Annotated in this window: 11 protein-coding genes; 5 read left to right on the plus strand and 6 right to left on the minus strand. The window is 73.9% G+C overall.

Annotated elements, in window-relative coordinates; genetic code table 11:
- Positions 1-5: 5 nt before the first annotated feature.
- The 3 genes from coaD to recG all read right to left on the minus strand — a co-directional run bounded on the left by coaD (position 6) and on the right by recG (position 3,482).
- Positions 6-485, minus strand: a complete 480-nt coding sequence (gene coaD / locus AB0958_RS20760) for a pantetheine-phosphate adenylyltransferase (protein WP_358975320.1) — start codon at positions 483-485, stop codon at positions 6-8.
- Positions 486-511: 26 nt separating this feature from the next.
- Positions 512-1,099 (minus strand): 16S rRNA (guanine(966)-N(2))-methyltransferase RsmD, encoded by a 588-nt coding sequence (rsmD, locus tag AB0958_RS20765; protein WP_366891913.1) that lies wholly within the window; start codon positions 1,097-1,099, stop codon positions 512-514.
- A 163-nt stretch (positions 1,100-1,262) separates the two neighbouring features.
- Positions 1,263-3,482 carry an ATP-dependent DNA helicase RecG gene (gene recG, locus AB0958_RS20770; RefSeq protein ID WP_366891914.1) on the minus strand — a complete coding sequence of 740 codons (2,220 nt, stop codon included), beginning with the start codon at positions 3,480-3,482 and terminating at the stop codon, positions 1,263-1,265.
- 169 nt (positions 3,483-3,651) lie between these two features.
- On the opposite strand from recG, the gene AB0958_RS20775 reads away from it, so the two are divergent.
- Both AB0958_RS20775 and AB0958_RS20780 read left to right on the plus strand, forming a co-directional pair.
- The gene (locus tag AB0958_RS20775; protein WP_366891915.1) at positions 3,652-5,478 is read left to right on the plus strand and encodes an HSP90 family protein; all 1,827 of its coding nucleotides are present in this window, start codon (positions 3,652-3,654) and stop codon (positions 5,476-5,478) included.
- Positions 5,479-5,486: 8 nt separating this feature from the next.
- A complete protein-coding gene (locus AB0958_RS20780) occupies positions 5,487-8,402 on the plus strand; it encodes a tetratricopeptide repeat protein (protein ID WP_366891936.1) in 2,916 nt (971 codons plus the stop codon).
- Between the two features lie 13 nt (positions 8,403-8,415).
- Here the strand turns inward: AB0958_RS20780 and AB0958_RS20785 are convergent, their stop codons facing one another.
- Positions 8,416-10,092: a DAK2 domain-containing protein gene (locus AB0958_RS20785; RefSeq protein WP_366891916.1), complete on the minus strand. Its 1,677-nt coding sequence runs from the start codon at positions 10,090-10,092 to the stop codon at positions 8,416-8,418.
- 258 nt (positions 10,093-10,350) lie between these two features.
- On the opposite strand from AB0958_RS20785, the gene rpmB reads away from it, so the two are divergent.
- The 3 genes from rpmB (at position 10,351) to AB0958_RS20800 (ending at position 14,891) form a co-directional block, all read left to right on the plus strand.
- Positions 10,351-10,536: a 50S ribosomal protein L28 gene (gene rpmB / locus AB0958_RS20790; RefSeq protein ID WP_009190838.1), complete on the plus strand. Its 186-nt coding sequence runs from the start codon at positions 10,351-10,353 to the stop codon at positions 10,534-10,536.
- 130 nt (positions 10,537-10,666) lie between these two features.
- Complete coding sequence (locus AB0958_RS20795) at positions 10,667-13,648, plus strand: BTAD domain-containing putative transcriptional regulator (RefSeq protein ID WP_366891917.1); 2,982 nt, start codon at positions 10,667-10,669, stop codon at positions 13,646-13,648.
- Positions 13,649-13,682: 34 nt separating this feature from the next.
- Positions 13,683-14,891, plus strand: coding sequence for an FAD-dependent monooxygenase (locus AB0958_RS20800; protein WP_366891918.1), 1,209 nt, complete (start codon positions 13,683-13,685; stop codon positions 14,889-14,891).
- Here the strand turns inward: AB0958_RS20800 and thiD are convergent.
- Both thiD and AB0958_RS20810 read right to left on the minus strand, forming a co-directional pair.
- Complete coding sequence (gene thiD, locus AB0958_RS20805) at positions 14,866-15,669, minus strand: bifunctional hydroxymethylpyrimidine kinase/phosphomethylpyrimidine kinase (protein ID WP_366891919.1); 804 nt, start codon at positions 15,667-15,669, stop codon at positions 14,866-14,868. The two genes, AB0958_RS20800 and thiD, sit on opposite strands and share 26 nt — an antisense overlap.
- Complete coding sequence (locus AB0958_RS20810; protein WP_358974982.1) at positions 15,666-16,631, minus strand: thiamine-phosphate kinase; 966 nt, start codon at positions 16,629-16,631, stop codon at positions 15,666-15,668. Before AB0958_RS20810 ends, thiD begins: the two co-directional genes overlap by 4 nt.
- Between the last annotated feature and the right edge of the window lie 133 nt (positions 16,632-16,764).

A 16,764-nucleotide genomic window follows, 5' to 3' on the forward strand; every position in this document is an offset into this window, starting at 1 on the left:
CCCCATCAGTCCCTGTCGAGACGTTTGTTGAGGGCTTCGAGAACGGCCGGCGGGACCAGGTGCGAGACGTCGCCGCCCCACTGGGCGACCTCCTTGACCAGCGAGGAGGAGAGGAAGCTGTACGTGGGATTGGTGGGCACGAACAGGGTCTCGACGCCCGACAGGCCGTTGTTCATCTGGGCCATCTGGAGTTCGTAGTCGAAGTCGCTGACCGCGCGCAGGCCCTTGACGATGGCGGGGATCTCGCGCTGCTTGCAGAAGTCGACGAGGAGGCCGTGGAAGGCCTCGACCCGGACGTTTCCGTAGTCGGCGGTGACCGTGCGGATCAGGTCGATCCGCTCGTCGACCCCGAACAGGCCCTTCTTGGACTTGTTGATCATCACCGCGACGTAGACCTCGTCGTAGAGGCGGGACGCACGGGCAATGATGTCGAGGTGTCCGTTGGTGATCGGGTCGAACGACCCGGGACAGACGGCGCGGCGCACTAGTGATCCCTCGCTCTCCGGTCCGGTCATCGTGCGTCTTCGCACGTAGAGGCGGCGCGACCGTACCAAAACGTTCCCTCGCCGTAGCGACGGGACCGGAGAGCCTCGAAGCCGTCCGGCCAGCCGAATGTGCCGCCTCTGGTGCTGCGCTCCACGGTGACGAGGGCGTCGGGCGCGAGCCAGCCCTCCGAGTGGAGTGTGAGGAGAATCTCCCGAAGATCGTCGTCGGTGACGGCGTACGGGGGGTCGAGGAAGACGATGTCGTACGGCTGCGCCGGCGCCGGGTTCTGGATGATCTGCTCGGCTTTGCCCGCCCTGACCTCGGCGCCGGGGAGGCCGAGATTCTTTACGTTTTCACGTACGACGCGGGCGGCTCTCGCGTCGGCCTCGACGAGGAGGGCGTGGCCGGCGCCTCGGGAGAGCGCCTCCAGGCCCACGGCTCCGGAGCCGGCGTAGAGGTCGAGGACGCGTTCGCCGTCCAGGGGGCCGCCGAGGAGGGACTGCCAGGTGGAGAAGAGGCCTTCGCGTGCGCGGTCGGAGGTGGGGCGGGTGCCGGTGCCGGGCGGCACGGAGAGGCGCCGTCCGCCTGCCTGGCCGGCGATCACGCGGGTCATGGGGGGTCCTTCTTCGAGGGCGGCTTTACGGATCAGTCTGGCAGGCCCATGGGGGTGGGTGCCTGGTGTGCGACAGCGGCTGCGGGTCCGTGGGGGTTGCTCGCGCAGTTCCTCCCCCAGCCTTCGGCCGGGGGGACCCCCAGCGCCCCTGAGTTGGTCACCTTCAGCCCTTTTCCAAGTACTGCTCTCTCTCCTCGTCCAGGAGGGCGTCCAGGGCCGTTCGCAGACCGGGCAGGTCGGCCAGCTCCGGGTCTCTCGCCACCAGTGCCGTCGCCTCCTCCCGCGCCTGGGCGATGATCTCCTCGTCCTCGATGACCGCCAGGACGCGGAGGCTGGAGCGGGCGCCCGACTGGGCCTGGCCCAGCACGTCGCCCTCCCTGCGCTGCTCCAGGTCGATCCTCGACAGCTCGAAGCCGTCCAGGGTGGCGGCGACCGCTGTGAGGCGCTGGCGGGCCGCGCTCGCCTCGGGCATCTCCGTGACCAGGAGGCAGAGGCCGGGGGCGGAGCCGCGGCCGACGCGGCCGCGCAGCTGGTGGAGCTGGGAGACGCCGAAGCGGTCGGCATCCATGATCACCATGGCCGTGGCGTTGGGGACGTTCACGCCGACCTCGATGACCGTGGTGGCGACCAGGACGTCGGTCTCGCCCGCCGCGAAGCGGCGCATCACGGCGTCCTTGTCGTCGGGGTGCATACGGCCGTGCAGGACCTCGACCCGCAGGCCGTTCAGCGGGCCCTTGGCCAGGTGGTCGGCCACCTCCAGGACGGCCAGCGGCGGGCGCTTCTCCGCGTCGTCCTCAGCGGACTTCGCCTTCTTGGGGTCGGCCTCGTCGATGTCGTCGCCGATGCGGGGGCAGACGACGTACGCCTGGTGGCCGTTGCCGACCTCCTCCCTGACCCGTTCCCAGGCGCGGGCCAGGAAGTGCGGCTTGTCGGCGGCGGGGACCACGTGGGTGGCGATCGGCGAGCGGCCGGCCGGGAGCTGGTCGAGGACCGAGGTCTCCAGGTCGCCGAAGACCGTCATCGCGACCGTGCGGGGAATGGGGGTCGCGGTCATGACGAGCAGGTGAGGCGGCTGCTTGCCCTTGCCGCGCAGGGCGTCGCGCTGCTCGACGCCGAAGCGGTGCTGTTCGTCGACCACGACCAGGCCGAGGTCGTGGAACTGGACCTTGTCCTCGATGAGCGCGTGCGTGCCGATCACGATGCCCGCCTCGCCCGTGACGAGGTCCAGCATCGCCTGCCGGCGGGCCGCCGTGCCCATCGAGCCGGTGAGGAGGACGACCTTCGTGGCGTGGTCCGCGCCGCCCAGCATGCCGCCCTCGGCCAGCTCCCCCATCATCTCGGTGACCGAGCGGTGGTGCTGCTGGGCCAGGACCTCGGTGGGCGCGAGCATGGCGGCCTGGCCGCCCGCGTCGACGACCGCGAGCATCGCGCGGAGCGCCACCAGTGTCTTGCCCGACCCCACCTCGCCCTGGAGCAGCCGGTGCATCGGGTGTTCGGTGGCCAGATCGTCGAAGATCTCCCGTGAGACCTTCCGCTGGCCGTCCGTGAGCGTGAAGGGGAGGCGGTCGTCGAAGGCCGTGAGGAGGCCGTCGGGGGACGGCCTGCGGGCCACCGCCGGGAGTTGGGCGTCGGTGTGGCGGCGGCGGGCCAGGGCCACCTGGAGGACGAAGGCCTCGTCCCATTTGAGGCGGTCACGGGCCTGGGCGACGTCCGCCTTGGTGCCCGGGCGGTGGATCTTGAGGAGGGCCTCTGGAAGGGGGACCAGACCGCGGCCCTCGCGAAGGGACGGCGGCAGCGGGTCCAGGGCCTCCCGGGCGCTGGGCAGGACCGTCTGGACCGCCTTGCCGATCTTCCAGGACTCCAGCTTGGCGGTGGCGGGGTAGAGCGGGATCAGGGCGCCCGCCCAGGTCTCCACGGACTCGTCCGGGTCGTCGCCGCGCAGCAGCTCGTAGGCCGGGTGGGCCAGTTGGAGCCGGCGGTTGAAGACCGAGACCTTGCCGGCGAACATCGCGCGGGTGCCGGGCAGGAGTTCCTTGTGGGGTTTGTGCACGCCGTTGCCGAAGAAGACCAGTTGCAGCCGGCCGCTGCCGTCGGTGATCGTGACCTCCAGGCGCTGCCCCTTGCCGCGGGGCGCCTTGGCGGAGGCGAACGAGTGCAGACGGGCGTCGGCGACCATCGCGACCACCGTCACGTGCTCGTCCATGGGCAGGTCGGCGAGGTGGGTGAGCTGGCCGCGCTCCTCGTATCTGCGGGGGTAGTGGTGCAGGAGGTCGCCGACGGTGTGCAGGCCGAGGTGCTCGGCCATCACCTTCGCGGTGGCGGGGCCGAGCACTGACTTCAGCGGTTGTTTCAGGGGCTCTTCCAGTGCGGGCACGAGATCCATTGCACACCACGCCACTGACAACGCCGGATACGGTTCGGGAAACTCCTGGTCAGACGGTCGTTTCGAGTCATAGGATGGCGCGCTCCGGCCATCCTTCCGCGGTCACCGCCCCATCAGGGACCGCCCGACCCCGCGCCGACCGCGTCTTCCCCCCTCCGGCGCAGCGACGATGGATTCCCAGACCTCACAGTCATCCCAGGCATCACAGTCACCTCATACGTTCCAGGTCGACCTGCGTGGTTTGGTGGACCTGCTCTCCCATCACCTGTACTCCAGCCCCAAGGTCTACCTGCGCGAGCTGTTGCAGAACGCGGTGGACGCGATCACCGCCAGACGGGCCGAGCAGCCCGACGCCCCGGCGCGGGTGCGGCTGTACGCCGACGGCAGTGCCCTTCGGGTGGAGGACAGCGGCGTCGGGCTCACCGAGTCGGACGTGCACAGCCTGCTGGCGACCATCGGGCGCAGCTCGAAGCGGAGCGACGGGTTGCAGGAGGCCCGCTCCGACTTCCTGGGTCAGTTCGGCATCGGCCTGCTGGCCTGTTTCGTGGTCGCCGAGCGGATCCGGGTGGTCAGCCGAAGTGCCCGTACGCCGGACGCGCCGCCCGTGGAGTGGACGGCGCGCGAGGACGGGTCGTACACCGTGCGGACGCTGCCGCCCGAGGCGCGGCCGGAGCCCGGCACCACCGTGCACCTGGTGGCGCGGGCGGGCGCGGCGGAGTGGCTGGCCGAGCGGCGGGTGCTCCAGCTGGCCCGGGACTTCGGTTCGCTGCTGCCCTACGACGTCCGGGTGGGCGAGGAGGCGGTCACCGACCTGCCCGCGCCCTGGGACCGGCCGTACCCCTCCCCCGCGACCCGCCGGGTGGCGCTGGCCCGGCACTGCCACGAGCTGTTCGGGTTCACTCCGCTGGACTCGATCGCGCTGGACGTGCCGCTGGCCGGGATCCGGGGCGTGGCCTACGTGCTGCCGTCGGCGGTGAGCCCGGCCCAGCGGGCCACGCACCGGGTGCACCTGAAGGGCATGCTGCTCACCGAGCGGGCCGAACAGCTGCTGCCGGACTGGGCGTTCTTCGTGCGCTGCGTCCTGGACACGGACAGTCTGCGGCCCACCGCCTCGCGCGAGTCGCTGTACGAGGACGAGACGCTGGCCGCCGTACGGGAGGCGCTCGGCGAGCGGATCCGGTCCTGGCTGACCGGTCTCGCGGCCGGTGATCCGGGGCGGCTGTCCGCCTTCCTGTCCGTCCACCACCTGGGTGTGAAGTCGCTGGCCCGGCACGACCCGGAGATGCTGCGCACGATGCTGCCGTGGCTGCCCTTCGAGACCACCGACGGGCAGCTGTCCCTGGAGGAGTTCGCGCAGCGGCACCCGGTGGTGCACTTCACGCGGACGGTCGAGGAGTACCGGCAGGTCGCGCCGATCGCCTCCGCGCAGGGCGTGGGGGTGGTCAACGGCGGTTACACGTACGACAGCGAGCTGGTGGAGGCGCTTCCTTCGGCGCGTCCCGGGACCGTGGTCGCCGAGCTGGACGCGGACACCGTGACGGCGCACCTGGACGCGGTGGAGCCGGCGGAGGAGCTGGCGCTCGCCGGGTTCCTGGCGGTGGCGCGGGCCACGCTCGACCCCCTTCAGTGCGACATCGTGCTGCGCGCCTTCCACCCGCTGTCGGTGCCGGCCCTGCACCTCGACGACCGTGCCGCCCGCCACGAACAGGCCCGCGCCGACGCCGAGGAGCAGGCCGACGACCTGTGGGCGGGCATCCTGGGTTCGCTGCGCGGCAGCGCGCCCCGGGCCCGTCTGGTGCTGAACCACCTCAACCCGCTGGTCCGGCGGATCGGTTCGCTGAAGGACCCGGAGCTGATCGGCACCGCGACCGAGTCGCTCTACGGCCAGGCGCTGCTGATGGCCCAGCGTCCGCTGCGGCCGGCCGACTCGGCGTTGATCAACCGCTCGTTCATCGGCCTCCTGGAATGGGCCACTCACGGGGAGGGCGACCGCTGATGGGCGACATCGCCGGGATCACCGACTTCGACTCGCTGCGCCGGGCGATGGCGGAGAACTCCGAGGAGCCGGAGGGGCCCGCCCGCAACGCGCGCGCGGAGCAGCTGCTGGCCGAGGCCGAGAAGCTGAACATCCCGCTGGCCGTGATCGAGGCGCTCGGCCACCAGCTGAAGGTCTACAACTACAGCTCCGAGAAGGACAAGATGTTCGTCCCGTTCGCGCGGCTGCTGCGGATGTGGGACGAGCGGCCCGGGGACTTCGACGAGTACGAGACGCATTCGCTGCACTGGGTCTTCAAGTGGATGACGGCCGGCATGCTCGACCAGCCGCACGTCCCGCTCGCCTCGATCGAGAAGTGGCTGGGCGAGATGGAGCACCGCTACCGGCTCGCCGGGCACTCGGAACGGGCCGTGCGCAGCGCCGAGTTCAGTGTCGCCGGGCACATCGGTGACCTTCCGCGCGCGGAGCGGGCGTACGCGGCCTGGCTGGCGGCGGACCGGGACCGGATGGCCGACTGCCACGCGTGCGAGCTGCACGGACAGGGCGGCTGGCAGCTGCGCAGCGGCCGGGACGAGGAGGCCCTGGAGCTGTGGCGCCCGGTCCTGGAGGGCGAGTACAGCTGCGCCCACGAGCCGCACACCGTGCTCGCCTCCTCGCTGCTCCCGCTGCTGCGGCTGGGCAGGTTCGACGAGGCCCGCGCCCACCACCTGCGCGGTTTCCGGCTGGTGCGCCCCATGGAGAGCATGCGGGGCGCCTACGCCGACCACGTGGAGTTCTGCGCGCTGACCGGCAACGAGGCGCGCGGTCTGGAGCTGCTGGCGGAACGTCCCGCCTACTTCACGGACACCGGTCAGCCGCGCAGCCGGATGGACTTCCTGGCGGTGGTGGCGCTGCTGATGGACCGGCTGACCGGGCTGGGCCTCGGGGAGCAGCGGGTGCCGGGGCCCGCCGGGCGCACCTGGACCGCCGGGGAACTCGCCGCGCACGCGCGCGGGGAGGCGCTGGAGCTGGCCGCGCGGTTCGACGCCCGCAACGGCACCTCCTCCGTGGGCGACCGGTTGCGTGAGCGGATGGCGCAGCGGCCGTTGGCGGACCGGCTGCCGCTGGGGGTACGGGCGGTGCGCACGGCGCCGGCCGTCCCGGTGGCGCCGGCCGTCCCGGTGGCGCCGGCCGTCCCGGTGGCCCCGGCGACGCCGGAGCTGCCGGCGCTGCTGGCCGAGGCGCGCCGGCTGTCGGACACGCTCCAGCCGCACGCCCTGGAGGCGTGGGCGGCCGTCGCGCGGGCCGCCGAGGAGACCGAGGTGGACCCGTACGTCCGCGCGGAGATCGCCGACCACACGGCGATGGGGCGCGGCCCGGAGGGCGTCGCCCTGTTCGAGCGGGCGGCCGAGCTGTACGCGGAGGCGGGCGACGAGGGCGAGGCGATCGCCGCACGCGCGCGTGCGGCGTACGTACGGGCCCTGTCCGGGGAGCTGGACGAGGCGCTGGCCGGGATCGACGAGCCGTACGACCGGATCCTCGCGCTGTACGCGGAGGACGCGACCGGGGTGCGGCAGACGGCGTCGGTGCTGATGAGCCGGGCGCGGATCCTGATGCGGCGGGTGCACGAGCGGTCGACGGGTTCCGCGGCGGCCGAGCGGGCCGTACGGGAGCTGCTGGCGCTGGTCGGCGGGCGCGGCGGCGCCGACGTACGGCTGGTGTCCCGGGCGGCCGAGGGGCGGGCGATGCTCGCCGAACTCGCCGAGCACGCCGGGGACGGGGAGCGTGCGGCCGAGCTGTTCCGGCAGGCGTCGGCGCAGTTCGTGGGCGCCGAGCTGCCGTGGTTCGCGGTCGAGTACCAGGTGCGGGTGGCCGCGCTCGCCCATGAGCAGGGCGACCTGGCCGAGGCGGAGCGGGCGCTGCGCTCGGCCCTGGAGCACGGCGGGCCGTACGTGGAGCCGGTCGGGCGGGCGCAGCTGCACCTCCAGCTCGCCGAGGTGGTCGGCGGGCGGGGGGCTGCGGAGGAGGCCGCCGAACACGCCCTGGAGGCCGCGCACTGGGCCGACGAGGCCGGGGAGAGCGCCACGCTGGGTGCCTGGGCCCGGCACCAGCTGGGCGGCTTCCTGCTGCGGCAGGGGCGGTTCGCGGAGGCCGCCGAGGTGCTGGAGTCGGCGCTGGCGGACCTGCGGGCCGAGACGCACGGGGACGGCGCGGTGGTCCAGGCGCAGTGGTGGCTCGGGGACTGCCTGAGCGAGCTCGGCGAGCACCACGCGGCCGCCGAACGACGGCTCCAGGCGGCCGAGACCGCCCGGCACTGGCCCGAGCAGCACGACCACGCCACGCTGGCCCACCTGGCCGCCGAGTCGCTCGGCAACGCGGGCCTGCCGGCCGAGGCCGACCGGGCCTACCGGCGTGCGGGCGAGCTGTGGCGGGCGATGGGCAACGTGCACTTCCTGGTCCGCTCGCTGCGCGCCCGCGCGTGGCTGGCGTTGCGCACGGAGGCGGGCCCGGCGGGCGCGCGGCAGCTGATGGCGGACGCGGTCCGGGAGTGCCGGCAGGCGCTGGAATCCGCCGACGACCCGGCCGCGGCGGAGCGGCTCGCGGGGGAACTGGGCCAGACGCACCGGCAGTTCGGTGACCTGCTGGCCCGTTCCGTACCCGAGGACGCCGAGGACGCGGAGATCCAGGAGGCGTTCGAGGCGGCGCTCGCGGAGATGGCGGCGGCGATATCGGTGTTCGCGGGGCTCGGCGCGGACGCGCTGCACAGCCGTACCGGTGCGGAACTCGCCGCGGGCTGGCTGGAGGCGGACCTGAGCCGTCCGGCGGACGCGGCGGCACGCGCGCGTGCGGTGCTGGCCGCCTACGAGGGCGCCGACCCGGCCGACGAGACGGTCCGGGCCCGGCAGGCGGAGGCCCGGCAGCTGCTGGAGCCCACGGAGCAGTGACGGGGGCAGGGGCTCACTCGACGCCGATGAGGAGCGGGGCCCCCTGCCGGCCGCCGTCGTAGACCACCGTGTCGACCGCGAGGTACGCCTCGCGTACGCGTGCCCGCAGGCGGTCGGCGACGTCCTCGGGCGCCTCGTCCCCGAGGACGAGGGTGACCAGTTCACCGCCGGCCTGGAGCATGCGGTCCAGGACGGTCTCGGCGGTGGCCGTGACGTCCGAACCGATCACCGCGACGTCGCCGTCGACGAGCCCCAGCACGTCCCCGGCCTGGCAGATGCCGGCCATCGTCCAGGACTGGCGCTCGGCGACCACGACCTCGGCGTACCTGGTGGCACCGGCGGCCGAGGTCATCTGGACCACGTCCTCGTCGAAGCGGCGGTCCGGCTGGTGCACCGCGAGCGCGGCGATGCCCTGGACCGCCGAGCGGGTCGGGATGAGGGCGACCCGGATGCCCTCCGCGCGGGCCTGCTCGGCCGCCGCGGCGGCGGTGTGCCGCAGGTCGGCGTCGTTGGGCAGCAGCACCACCTCCCGCGCGTGGGCGCGCCGTACGGCGTCCACCAGCTCCCCGCTGGCGGGCGGCTCCCCGGGACGCGCGAGGACGACGGTGGCACCGGCCTCGCCGTACAGCGCGGCCAGTCCCTCCCCCGGTACGACGGCGACCACGGCCCGCTGCGCCCGCTCGCGCGGCGTCCGCTCCCCGCCGGAGTGCGCGTCACCGGCACCGAAGTGGGTGATCCTGATCCGGTGCGGCCGTCCCGCCTCGACGCCCGCCTCCACGGCGGCACCGGCGTCGTCGACGTGCACGTGGACGTTCCACAGGCCGTCGCCGCCGACCACCACCAGGGAGTCGCCGAGGGCGTCGAGCCGGGTCCGCAGCCGGTCCACGGCGGCCTCCTCGGCCTCCAGCAGGTAGACGACCTCGAAGGCGGGTCCGGCGGCGGCCTCGGCGCAGGTGCCGGCCCTGGCGTCGGAGACGGGGTCCACGCGCGCGTGGACGACCCGACCCGTCCCGTGCGCCCGCCCGTCGAAAGGTGCCGGGGTCTCCCCCGTGAACGCCTCCACCAGCGCCCCCAGGACCGCGACCAGGCCCCGGCCGCCGGCGTCCACCACCCCGGCCCGCTCCAGGACGGCCAGTTGTCCCGGGGTCGCCGCGAGCGCCTTGCACGCGCCCTCGTAGGCGGCCCGCGCGACCGTCCCGCAGTCGCCCCCGGTCCCGTCGGCGGCGGCAGCGGCAGCGGCCGCGACCGACAGCACCGTGCCCTCCACGGGGTGGGCGACGGCCTGCCGGGCGGAGTCGGCGGCGTGCCGCAGGGCGAGCCGGAGCCCCTCGCCGTCGATGTGAGTCGCCTCACCCTCGGTGAGCACCTGGGCCATGCCGCGCAGCAGCTGCGCCAGGATCGTGCCGGAGTTGCCGCGCGCGCCTATGAGGGCACCGTGGGCCATCGCGTGGGCGGCGTCCGCGAGGGTCGGGACCTCCTCGCCCAGCTCGTAGCCCGCGAAGACGGCCTCCACCGCGCCGGTGGCCGACTCGACCGTCAGGTACAGGTTGGTGCCGGTGTCGCCGTCGGCCACCGGGTAGACGTTGATCGCGTCGATCTCCTCGCGCGCCCGGCCGAGCGCCCCGAGCGCGTGCCCGCACCAGGCGCGTACCGCCAGAGCATCGAAGAATGTCTGCGGCACCTGCGCCACCTGCGCCTCCTTGAGCTGGCCGGACGTGGACGCAGCGTAGACCCCGCGGGGGCGGCCGCCGGAAGAGGGCCGGGAGCGGGCCCCTGAGCTGCCGTGCTAGTTTCGTCTAACCGTCGCAGCCGTTGTATGCTGCTCCGGTTGCCCGATCCGATCGGGCCATTCCCCTGGCAACGCCAATCAAGATCTCAGGTTCATCGATCTCGATCCCGGCACGCCGGGATTCAACCGTAAGTGCATCTGAAGTCTTTGGAGTGACCCGTGGCTGCCAACTGCGACGTCTGCGGCAAGGGGCCGGGCTTCGGCAACAACATCTCGTTTTCGCACCGCCGTACGTCCCGTCGCTGGAACCCCAACATCCAGCGTGTACGTACCGTGGTCGGCGGGACGCCGAAGCGCGTGAACGCTTGCACCTCGTGCATCAAGGCCGGCAAGGTCTCGCGCTGACGCACTGTCGCTGAGCGCGCGGCCACCGCTGGTTCGCTGCACAGAGCCGGTCCACCGGAAGGTGGGCCGGCTTTTTGCCGTGCTCCCGAATCCCGGACCCGGTCCGACCGTGTCCTGACAGGCTGTCCCCATGCGTTTCGGCATCCTGGGCCCCCTCGACCTGCGCACCGACGACGGCACTCCGCTCGACCCCGGCGGACCCCGGCCCCGCGCGCTGCTCGCCCTGCTGCTCCTGGACGCCGGCCGCGCGGTCTCCACGCGGCGCCTCATCGACGGCCTGTACGGCGCCGAGCCGCCCGCCGGGGCCGCCAACGCGCTCCAGTCGCAGATCTCCCGGCTGCGCAGGCGGCTGGCCCCGCACGCCGAGATCGAGGCCGACGCCACCGGGTACCGCCTGGTCACCCCCCGCGACAGCGTGGACGCGCACCGGTTCGAGGAACTGTCCGCGGCCGGACGGGCCGCACTGGCCGCCGGTGACCACACGCGGGCCGCGGCCCGCCTGCGGGAGGCCCTCGCGCTGTGGCGCGGCCCCGCGCTGCCCGACCTCCCGGACGCCGGTGCCGAGGCCGCGCGCCTCGAAGAGCTGCGGCTGGCCGCCGTACAGGACCGCATCGAGGCGGAGCTGGCGCTCGGCGGCGGTACCGAGCTCGTACCGGAGCTGCGGGCGCTGCTGGCCGGCCGGCCGCTGAGCGAGCGGCTGTACGGGCAGCTGATGCGCGCCCTGCACGCGAGCGGCAGACCCGCCGAGGCGCTCACGGTGTTCGAGGAGGCCCGCCGGGCGCTCGCCGACGAGCTGGGCGCCGATCCCTCGCCGGAGCTGGCCGAGCTCCACCTGGAGCTGCTCAGGGGCACCGGACCGGAGCGGCCCCGGCTGCCGGTCCAGCTCACCCGGTTCGTCGGCCGCGAGCCCGAACTCACCCGGATCGCCGCCCTCCTGGCCGACGCCCGGCTGATCACGCTCACCGGTCCCGGCGGGGCGGGCAAGACCCGGCTGGCGATCGAGGCGGCCCAGCACCACCCCGCCGCCTGTCTCGTCGAACTAGCGCCCCTCACCGACGGTGCGCGCATCCCGTACGCCGTGCTGGCCGCCCTCGGGGTCCGCGAGGGGCTGCGCACTCCCGCCGCCGACACCACGGACCGGCTGCTGGCCGCCCTGGAGGACCGGGAGCTGCTGCTCGTCCTCGACAACTGCGAGCACCTGGTGGCCCAGGCCGCCGAGGTGGTCTCGCTGCTGCTCGCCGTCTGTCCCGGGGTGCGGGTGCTGGCCACCAGCCGGGAGTCGCTGGGCATCACGGGCGAGATCCTGGTGCCGGTGCCCCCGCTGCCGCCCGAACCGGCCGTACGGCTCTTCCTGGACCGGGCGCGTGCCGTGCGCCCCGGTTTCGACGGGCACGCGCGCGTGCCCGGCATCTGTGCCGCCCTCGACGGGCTGCCCCTGGCCATCGAGCTGGCGGCGGCCCGGCTGCGCACCCTGACCCCCGACGAGCTGGCCGACCGCCTGGACGACCGGTTCCGGCTGCTCTCGCGCGGCGACCGCGCCAAGGCGCCCCGGCACCGCACCCTGCGCGCGGTCGTGGAATGGAGCTGGGACCTGCTGGACGAGGAGGAGCGGGAGCTGGCCCGGCGGCTGACGGTATTCTCCGGGGGCGCGACGCTGGCGGCCGTCGAGGCCGTGTGCGGGCTGCCGTATCCGGAGGACGTGCTGGCCTCGCTGGTCGAGAAGTCGTTCGTCGAGGTGTCCGAGGGGCGCTACCGGATGCTGGAGACGATCCGGGCGTTCGCCGCGGAGGAACCACGTGACCTGGGCGACGCCCACGCCGCGTACTTCCTGCGTCTCGCCGAGGAGGCCGAGCCGCACCTGCGCGGCGGCGGGCAACTGCGCTGGCTGGCCCGGCTGGCCGCCGAGCACGGCAACCTGGACGCGGCCCTCGGGCACCTGGTGCGCCACGACACCGACGGCGCGCTGCGCCTCATGGGTCCCCTCTCCTGGTTCTGGCGGCTGCGCGGGCTGCACGGGGAGCGGGTGGCGACGGCACGGGCACTGCTGGCGGCCGTCGGGGACACCCCGCCGCCCGGCCTGGAGGAGGAGTACGTGCTGTGCGCCGTCAACGCGCTCTCCGGCACCGGCGAGGAACCCGAGCTCGTCGCGCGTGTGGACGCCGTTCTGGACGCGTACCCGGGGCCGCTGCGGCTGCCGTACATCCTGGTGCTGTGGGCGGTCGCCGCCGGTCCCAGGCCGGTCGCCGACGGCCACGCCCGCACCCTGGCCGGCGACTCCCCCTGGGCCCGCGCCCTGCTCGACGTGGGTCTCGGCTTCCGCGCCCAGTTCACGGGCCGCCCGCGGGAGGCCGAGGAGTACTTCGCCCGCGCCCTGGCCGGATACCGGGTCACCGGCGACCGCTGGGGCATGGCCAACTGCCTCGACCCGCTCGGCCTGGTCGCCCACGCGCGCGGGGATTCCGGACGCGCCCTGGAACTCCTCGACGAGGGCCTGGCGTACATGCGGGAGCTGGCCGTCCCGGAGGAGACCGCCGACCTGCTGCGCAGCCGCGGCACCGTACTGCTGCACCGTGGCGACCCGGCGGCCGCCGAGACCCACTTCGAGGAGGCGCTGGCGCTCGCCCGCGGCGCCGGACTGCCCGACAAGGTGGCCGCCGCCCGGCGCGGCCTCGGTGACGCTGCCCGGCTGTCCGGGGATCCGGCACGCGCGCGCATGCACTACGAGCACGCCGTCCAGGAGTGCGCCGCGAACTGGTTCAGCGTCGGTGAGACCGTCCGCGGCCTCATCGGACTCGGCCGGACGGCCGCCGCCGAGGGACACACCGAGGAGGCCCGTGACTGGTTCCGGCAGGCCGCCGGACTCGCCGTGGAAGGCCCCGGCGACCTGGAGCTCGCGGACGCGGCCGAGGCGCTGGCGTCCGTCGCCGGCACCGCCGAGCGGGCCGCGGTGCTGCTGGGCGCCGCGGCCGGTCTGCGGGGCGCCGGGACCGAGAGCGACCCGGACGTCGTGCGCGTGGTGGCGGACGTCCGCGCGAGGCTCTCACCGGAGGCCTACGACCATGCCTTCGAACGGGGCCGACGGCAACGGTCAGCGGCGGTCAGCGAACGGTAGGGGGACGGTCAGCGCCCCCGCCGAAGCTCGTCGCATGACAACGCACACGACGAAGAACCTCGCCCACCTCAGCGTCCTGATCTCCGGCGCCAGCGTCGCGGGCCCCGCCCTCGCGCTCGACCTGGCCCGGCTCGGCGCCCGCGTCACCGTCGTCGAGAGGGCTCCCGGCCTGCGCGGCGGCGGCTTCGCGGTCGACTTCCGCGGCCACGTCCACCGCACCGTCCTGACCTCCATGGGCATCTGGGACGAGATCCACGCCCGCCAGACCCACATGGGCCGCCAGACCGTGGTCGACGCCGACGGCAGCCCGCGCGTGGACCTGCCCGCCGCGCTGATGAGCGGGGACGTGGAGATCTTCCGCGGCGACCTCGCGCGGATCATGTACGAGCGCACCAGGGACGACGTCGAGTACGTCTTCGGTGACTCGATCGCCTCCCTGGTCCAGGACGCCGACGGTGTCGACGTCACCTTCGAGAAGGGTGCGCCCCGCCGCTTCGACCTGGTCGTGGGCGCCGACGGACTGCACTCGAACACGCGCCGGCTCGTCTTCGGCGACGACTCCCGCCACCTGCGCTTCTTCGACCACTACGTGGCCGGCTTCGACGTCCCCAACCACCTGGGCCTGGACCGCACCGGCCGGGTCTACAGCGAGCCCGGCCGCGCGGCCGTCGTCGGCAACTACGACGGCGACACGGACCGCGCCACCGCGCTGCTGGTCTTCCGGTCCGAGGAGCTGTCGTACGACCGCCGGGACGTCCCCGCGATCAAGCGGATCCTGCTGGACCGGTTCGCCGGGATGGGCTGGGAGGTCCCGGCCGTGCTCAAGGCCCTGGCGGAGACCGACGACCTGTACTTCGACGCGATCGCCCAGATCCACGTGGACCGGCTCGTCGAGGGGCGCGTGGCACTGCTCGGGGACGCCGGTTACGGGGCGACCATGGGCGGGATGGGGACCGGGGTGGCGATCGTCGGGGCGTACGTCCTCGCCGGTGAACTCGCGCTCGCGCAGGGTGACTTCCGTACCGCGTTCGCCGAGTACGACGCCCGGATCCGGGACTTCGCCAAGGGCTGCCAGAAGATCTCCGGGAACGCCGGCCCGTTCTTCGCGCCGCCCACCGAACGCCGTATCCGCAGCCGGGACCGGATGTACCGGATCCTCGCCTCCCGGCCGCTGGCCCGCTTCTTCAAGAGGATGACCGAGAAGGCGGCCACCGACATCACGCTGCGGGAGTACCCCTTCTGAGGGCCCAGCCGTGGTCCACGGGCCCGATCCCGGCGCCGAGCGCGAACCCGGCCGCGATCGCCCCGGTGACGTACTCCTTGGCGGCCGCCACCGCCTCCGGCACGGACCGCCCCGTCGCGAGCCGGGCGGCGATCGCGGAGGCGAGGGTGCAGCCGGTGCCGTGCGTGTGCCGGTTGTCGTGCCGGGGCGCGCGCAGCAGATGTTCGTCCGTGCCGTCCGTGAGCAGGTCGACGGCGTCGCCCGGCAGGTGGCCGCCCTTGATCAGCACCCACTTCGGTCCGTACGCCAGCACGGCGGCCGCAGCCCGTCGCAGACCGTCCTCCGACTCGACGCGGACGCCGGTGAGTTGCGCCACCTCGTCGAGGTTCGGGGTGGCCACGGTGGCGACCGGGAGCAGCTTGGTGCGGACCGAGTCCAGCGCGGAGGCGGCGAGCAGGGGGTCACCGTGCTTGGAGACGCCCACCGGGTCCACGACCGTGGGCACACCGGTCCCTGCGATCAACTCGGCCACCGCCTCGACCAGTTCGGCCGAGGCGAGCATGCCGGTCTTCACCGCGTCCACGCCGATGTCGTCCACGACGGCGCGGTACTGGGCGCGCACCGCCGCCACCGGCAGCTCCCAGGCGCCCTGGACGCCGACGGAGTTCTGCGCGGTGACCGCGGTGACCACGCTCATGCCGTGGGCGCCGAGCGCCAGCATCGTCTTCAGGTCGGCCTGGATCCCGGCCCCGCCGCCGGAGTCGGAGCCCGCGACCGTCAGGACGCGCGGGAGGGTCATGACTCGATGTCCCCGAAGTGGTCCCAGCCGCCCTTGCTGGTCCAGGGCGCCCCGTCGACGGTGACCTGGGGCAGCGCGGACGGGTTGAGGACCTCGCCGATCACCTTCCAGCGCGCGGGCAGTTTCACGTCCGGCGGGAAGGTCGCCACGATCGCGTGGTCCTCGCCGCCGGTCAGCACCCACTGGATGGGGTCGACGCCGACGGCCTGCCCGATGTCGTTCATCTGGGTGGGGACGTCGATCGCGCCGGACCGGATGTCGATACGGACCTTGCTGGCCTCCGCGATGTGCCCGAGGTCGGCGATCAGCCCGTCGCTCACGTCGCACATGGCGGTGGCGCCGAGGCCGGCGGCCGCCGGACCCGCGTGGTAGGGCGGCTCGGGGCGGCGGTGGGCCTCCACGAAGGCGCGGGGCGACCGGAAGCCGCGGGAGAGCACCGCGTAGCCGGCCGCGGACCAGCCCAGCCAGCCCGTGACGGCCACCAGGTCGCCGGGCTGGGCGCCGGCCCGGGTGACCGGCTCCTGGTTGCGCAGGTCGCCGAGCGCGGTGATGGACACCATGATCGTGTCGCCGCGTACGACGTCCCCGCCGACCACCGAGGCGCCTGCCACCTGGCACTCGTCCCGGAGACCGTCCATCAGCTCGCTGGGCCAGGTCACGGGGAGTTCGGCGGGGACGACCAGGCCGAGCAGCAGCGCGGTGGGCACGGCGCCCATGGCGGCGATGTCCGCGAGGTTCTGGGCGGCGGCCTTGCGGCCCACGTCGTAGGCCGTGGACCAGTCACGGCGGAAGTGCCGGCCCTCCAGCAGGATGTCGGTGCTCGCCACGACCCGGCGGTCGGGCGCGGCGACCACCGCGGCGTCGTCACCGGGGCCGACCCGGACCGCCGGAGTGGTGGTGAGACGGGAGGTGAGCTCCCTGATGAGCCCGAACTCCCCGAGCTCACCAACAGTGCCCTTCATTGCCCTGGCGCCCCTTCTGTGCCGTGCCGTGCCCGCTCGCGCGTCACCGTCGTCCTGGATACGGTCGAGGTGACCGTCAACTTCTGCCGTGCCTGCACCCTGGCGCGCAAGCCCCTGTCCGCGCAGGTCTCCC

Origin of the sequence: Streptomyces sp. NPDC006655, assembly GCF_040703965.1 — a bacterium.
In the GTDB taxonomy this organism is placed as follows: Bacteria; Actinomycetota; Actinomycetes; order Streptomycetales; family Streptomycetaceae; genus Streptomyces.

Coding starts and splice junctions, on each gene's coding strand:
- rsmD (WP_366891913.1), bottom strand. CDS start 1,099: ATGACCCGCGTGATCGCCGGCCAGGCAGGCGGACGGCGCCTCTCCGTG.
- recG (WP_366891914.1), bottom strand. CDS start 3,482: ATGGATCTCGTGCCCGCACTGGAAGAGCCCCTGAAACAACCGCTGAAG.
- AB0958_RS20775 (WP_366891915.1), top strand. CDS start 3,652: ATGGATTCCCAGACCTCACAGTCATCCCAGGCATCACAGTCACCTCAT.
- AB0958_RS20795 (WP_366891917.1), top strand. CDS start 10,667: ATGCGTTTCGGCATCCTGGGCCCCCTCGACCTGCGCACCGACGACGGC.
- AB0958_RS20800 (WP_366891918.1), top strand. CDS start 13,683: ATGACAACGCACACGACGAAGAACCTCGCCCACCTCAGCGTCCTGATC.
- thiD (WP_366891919.1), bottom strand. CDS start 15,669: ATGACCCTCCCGCGCGTCCTGACGGTCGCGGGCTCCGACTCCGGCGGC.
- AB0958_RS20810 (WP_358974982.1), bottom strand. CDS start 16,631: ATGAAGGGCACTGTTGGTGAGCTCGGGGAGTTCGGGCTCATCAGGGAG.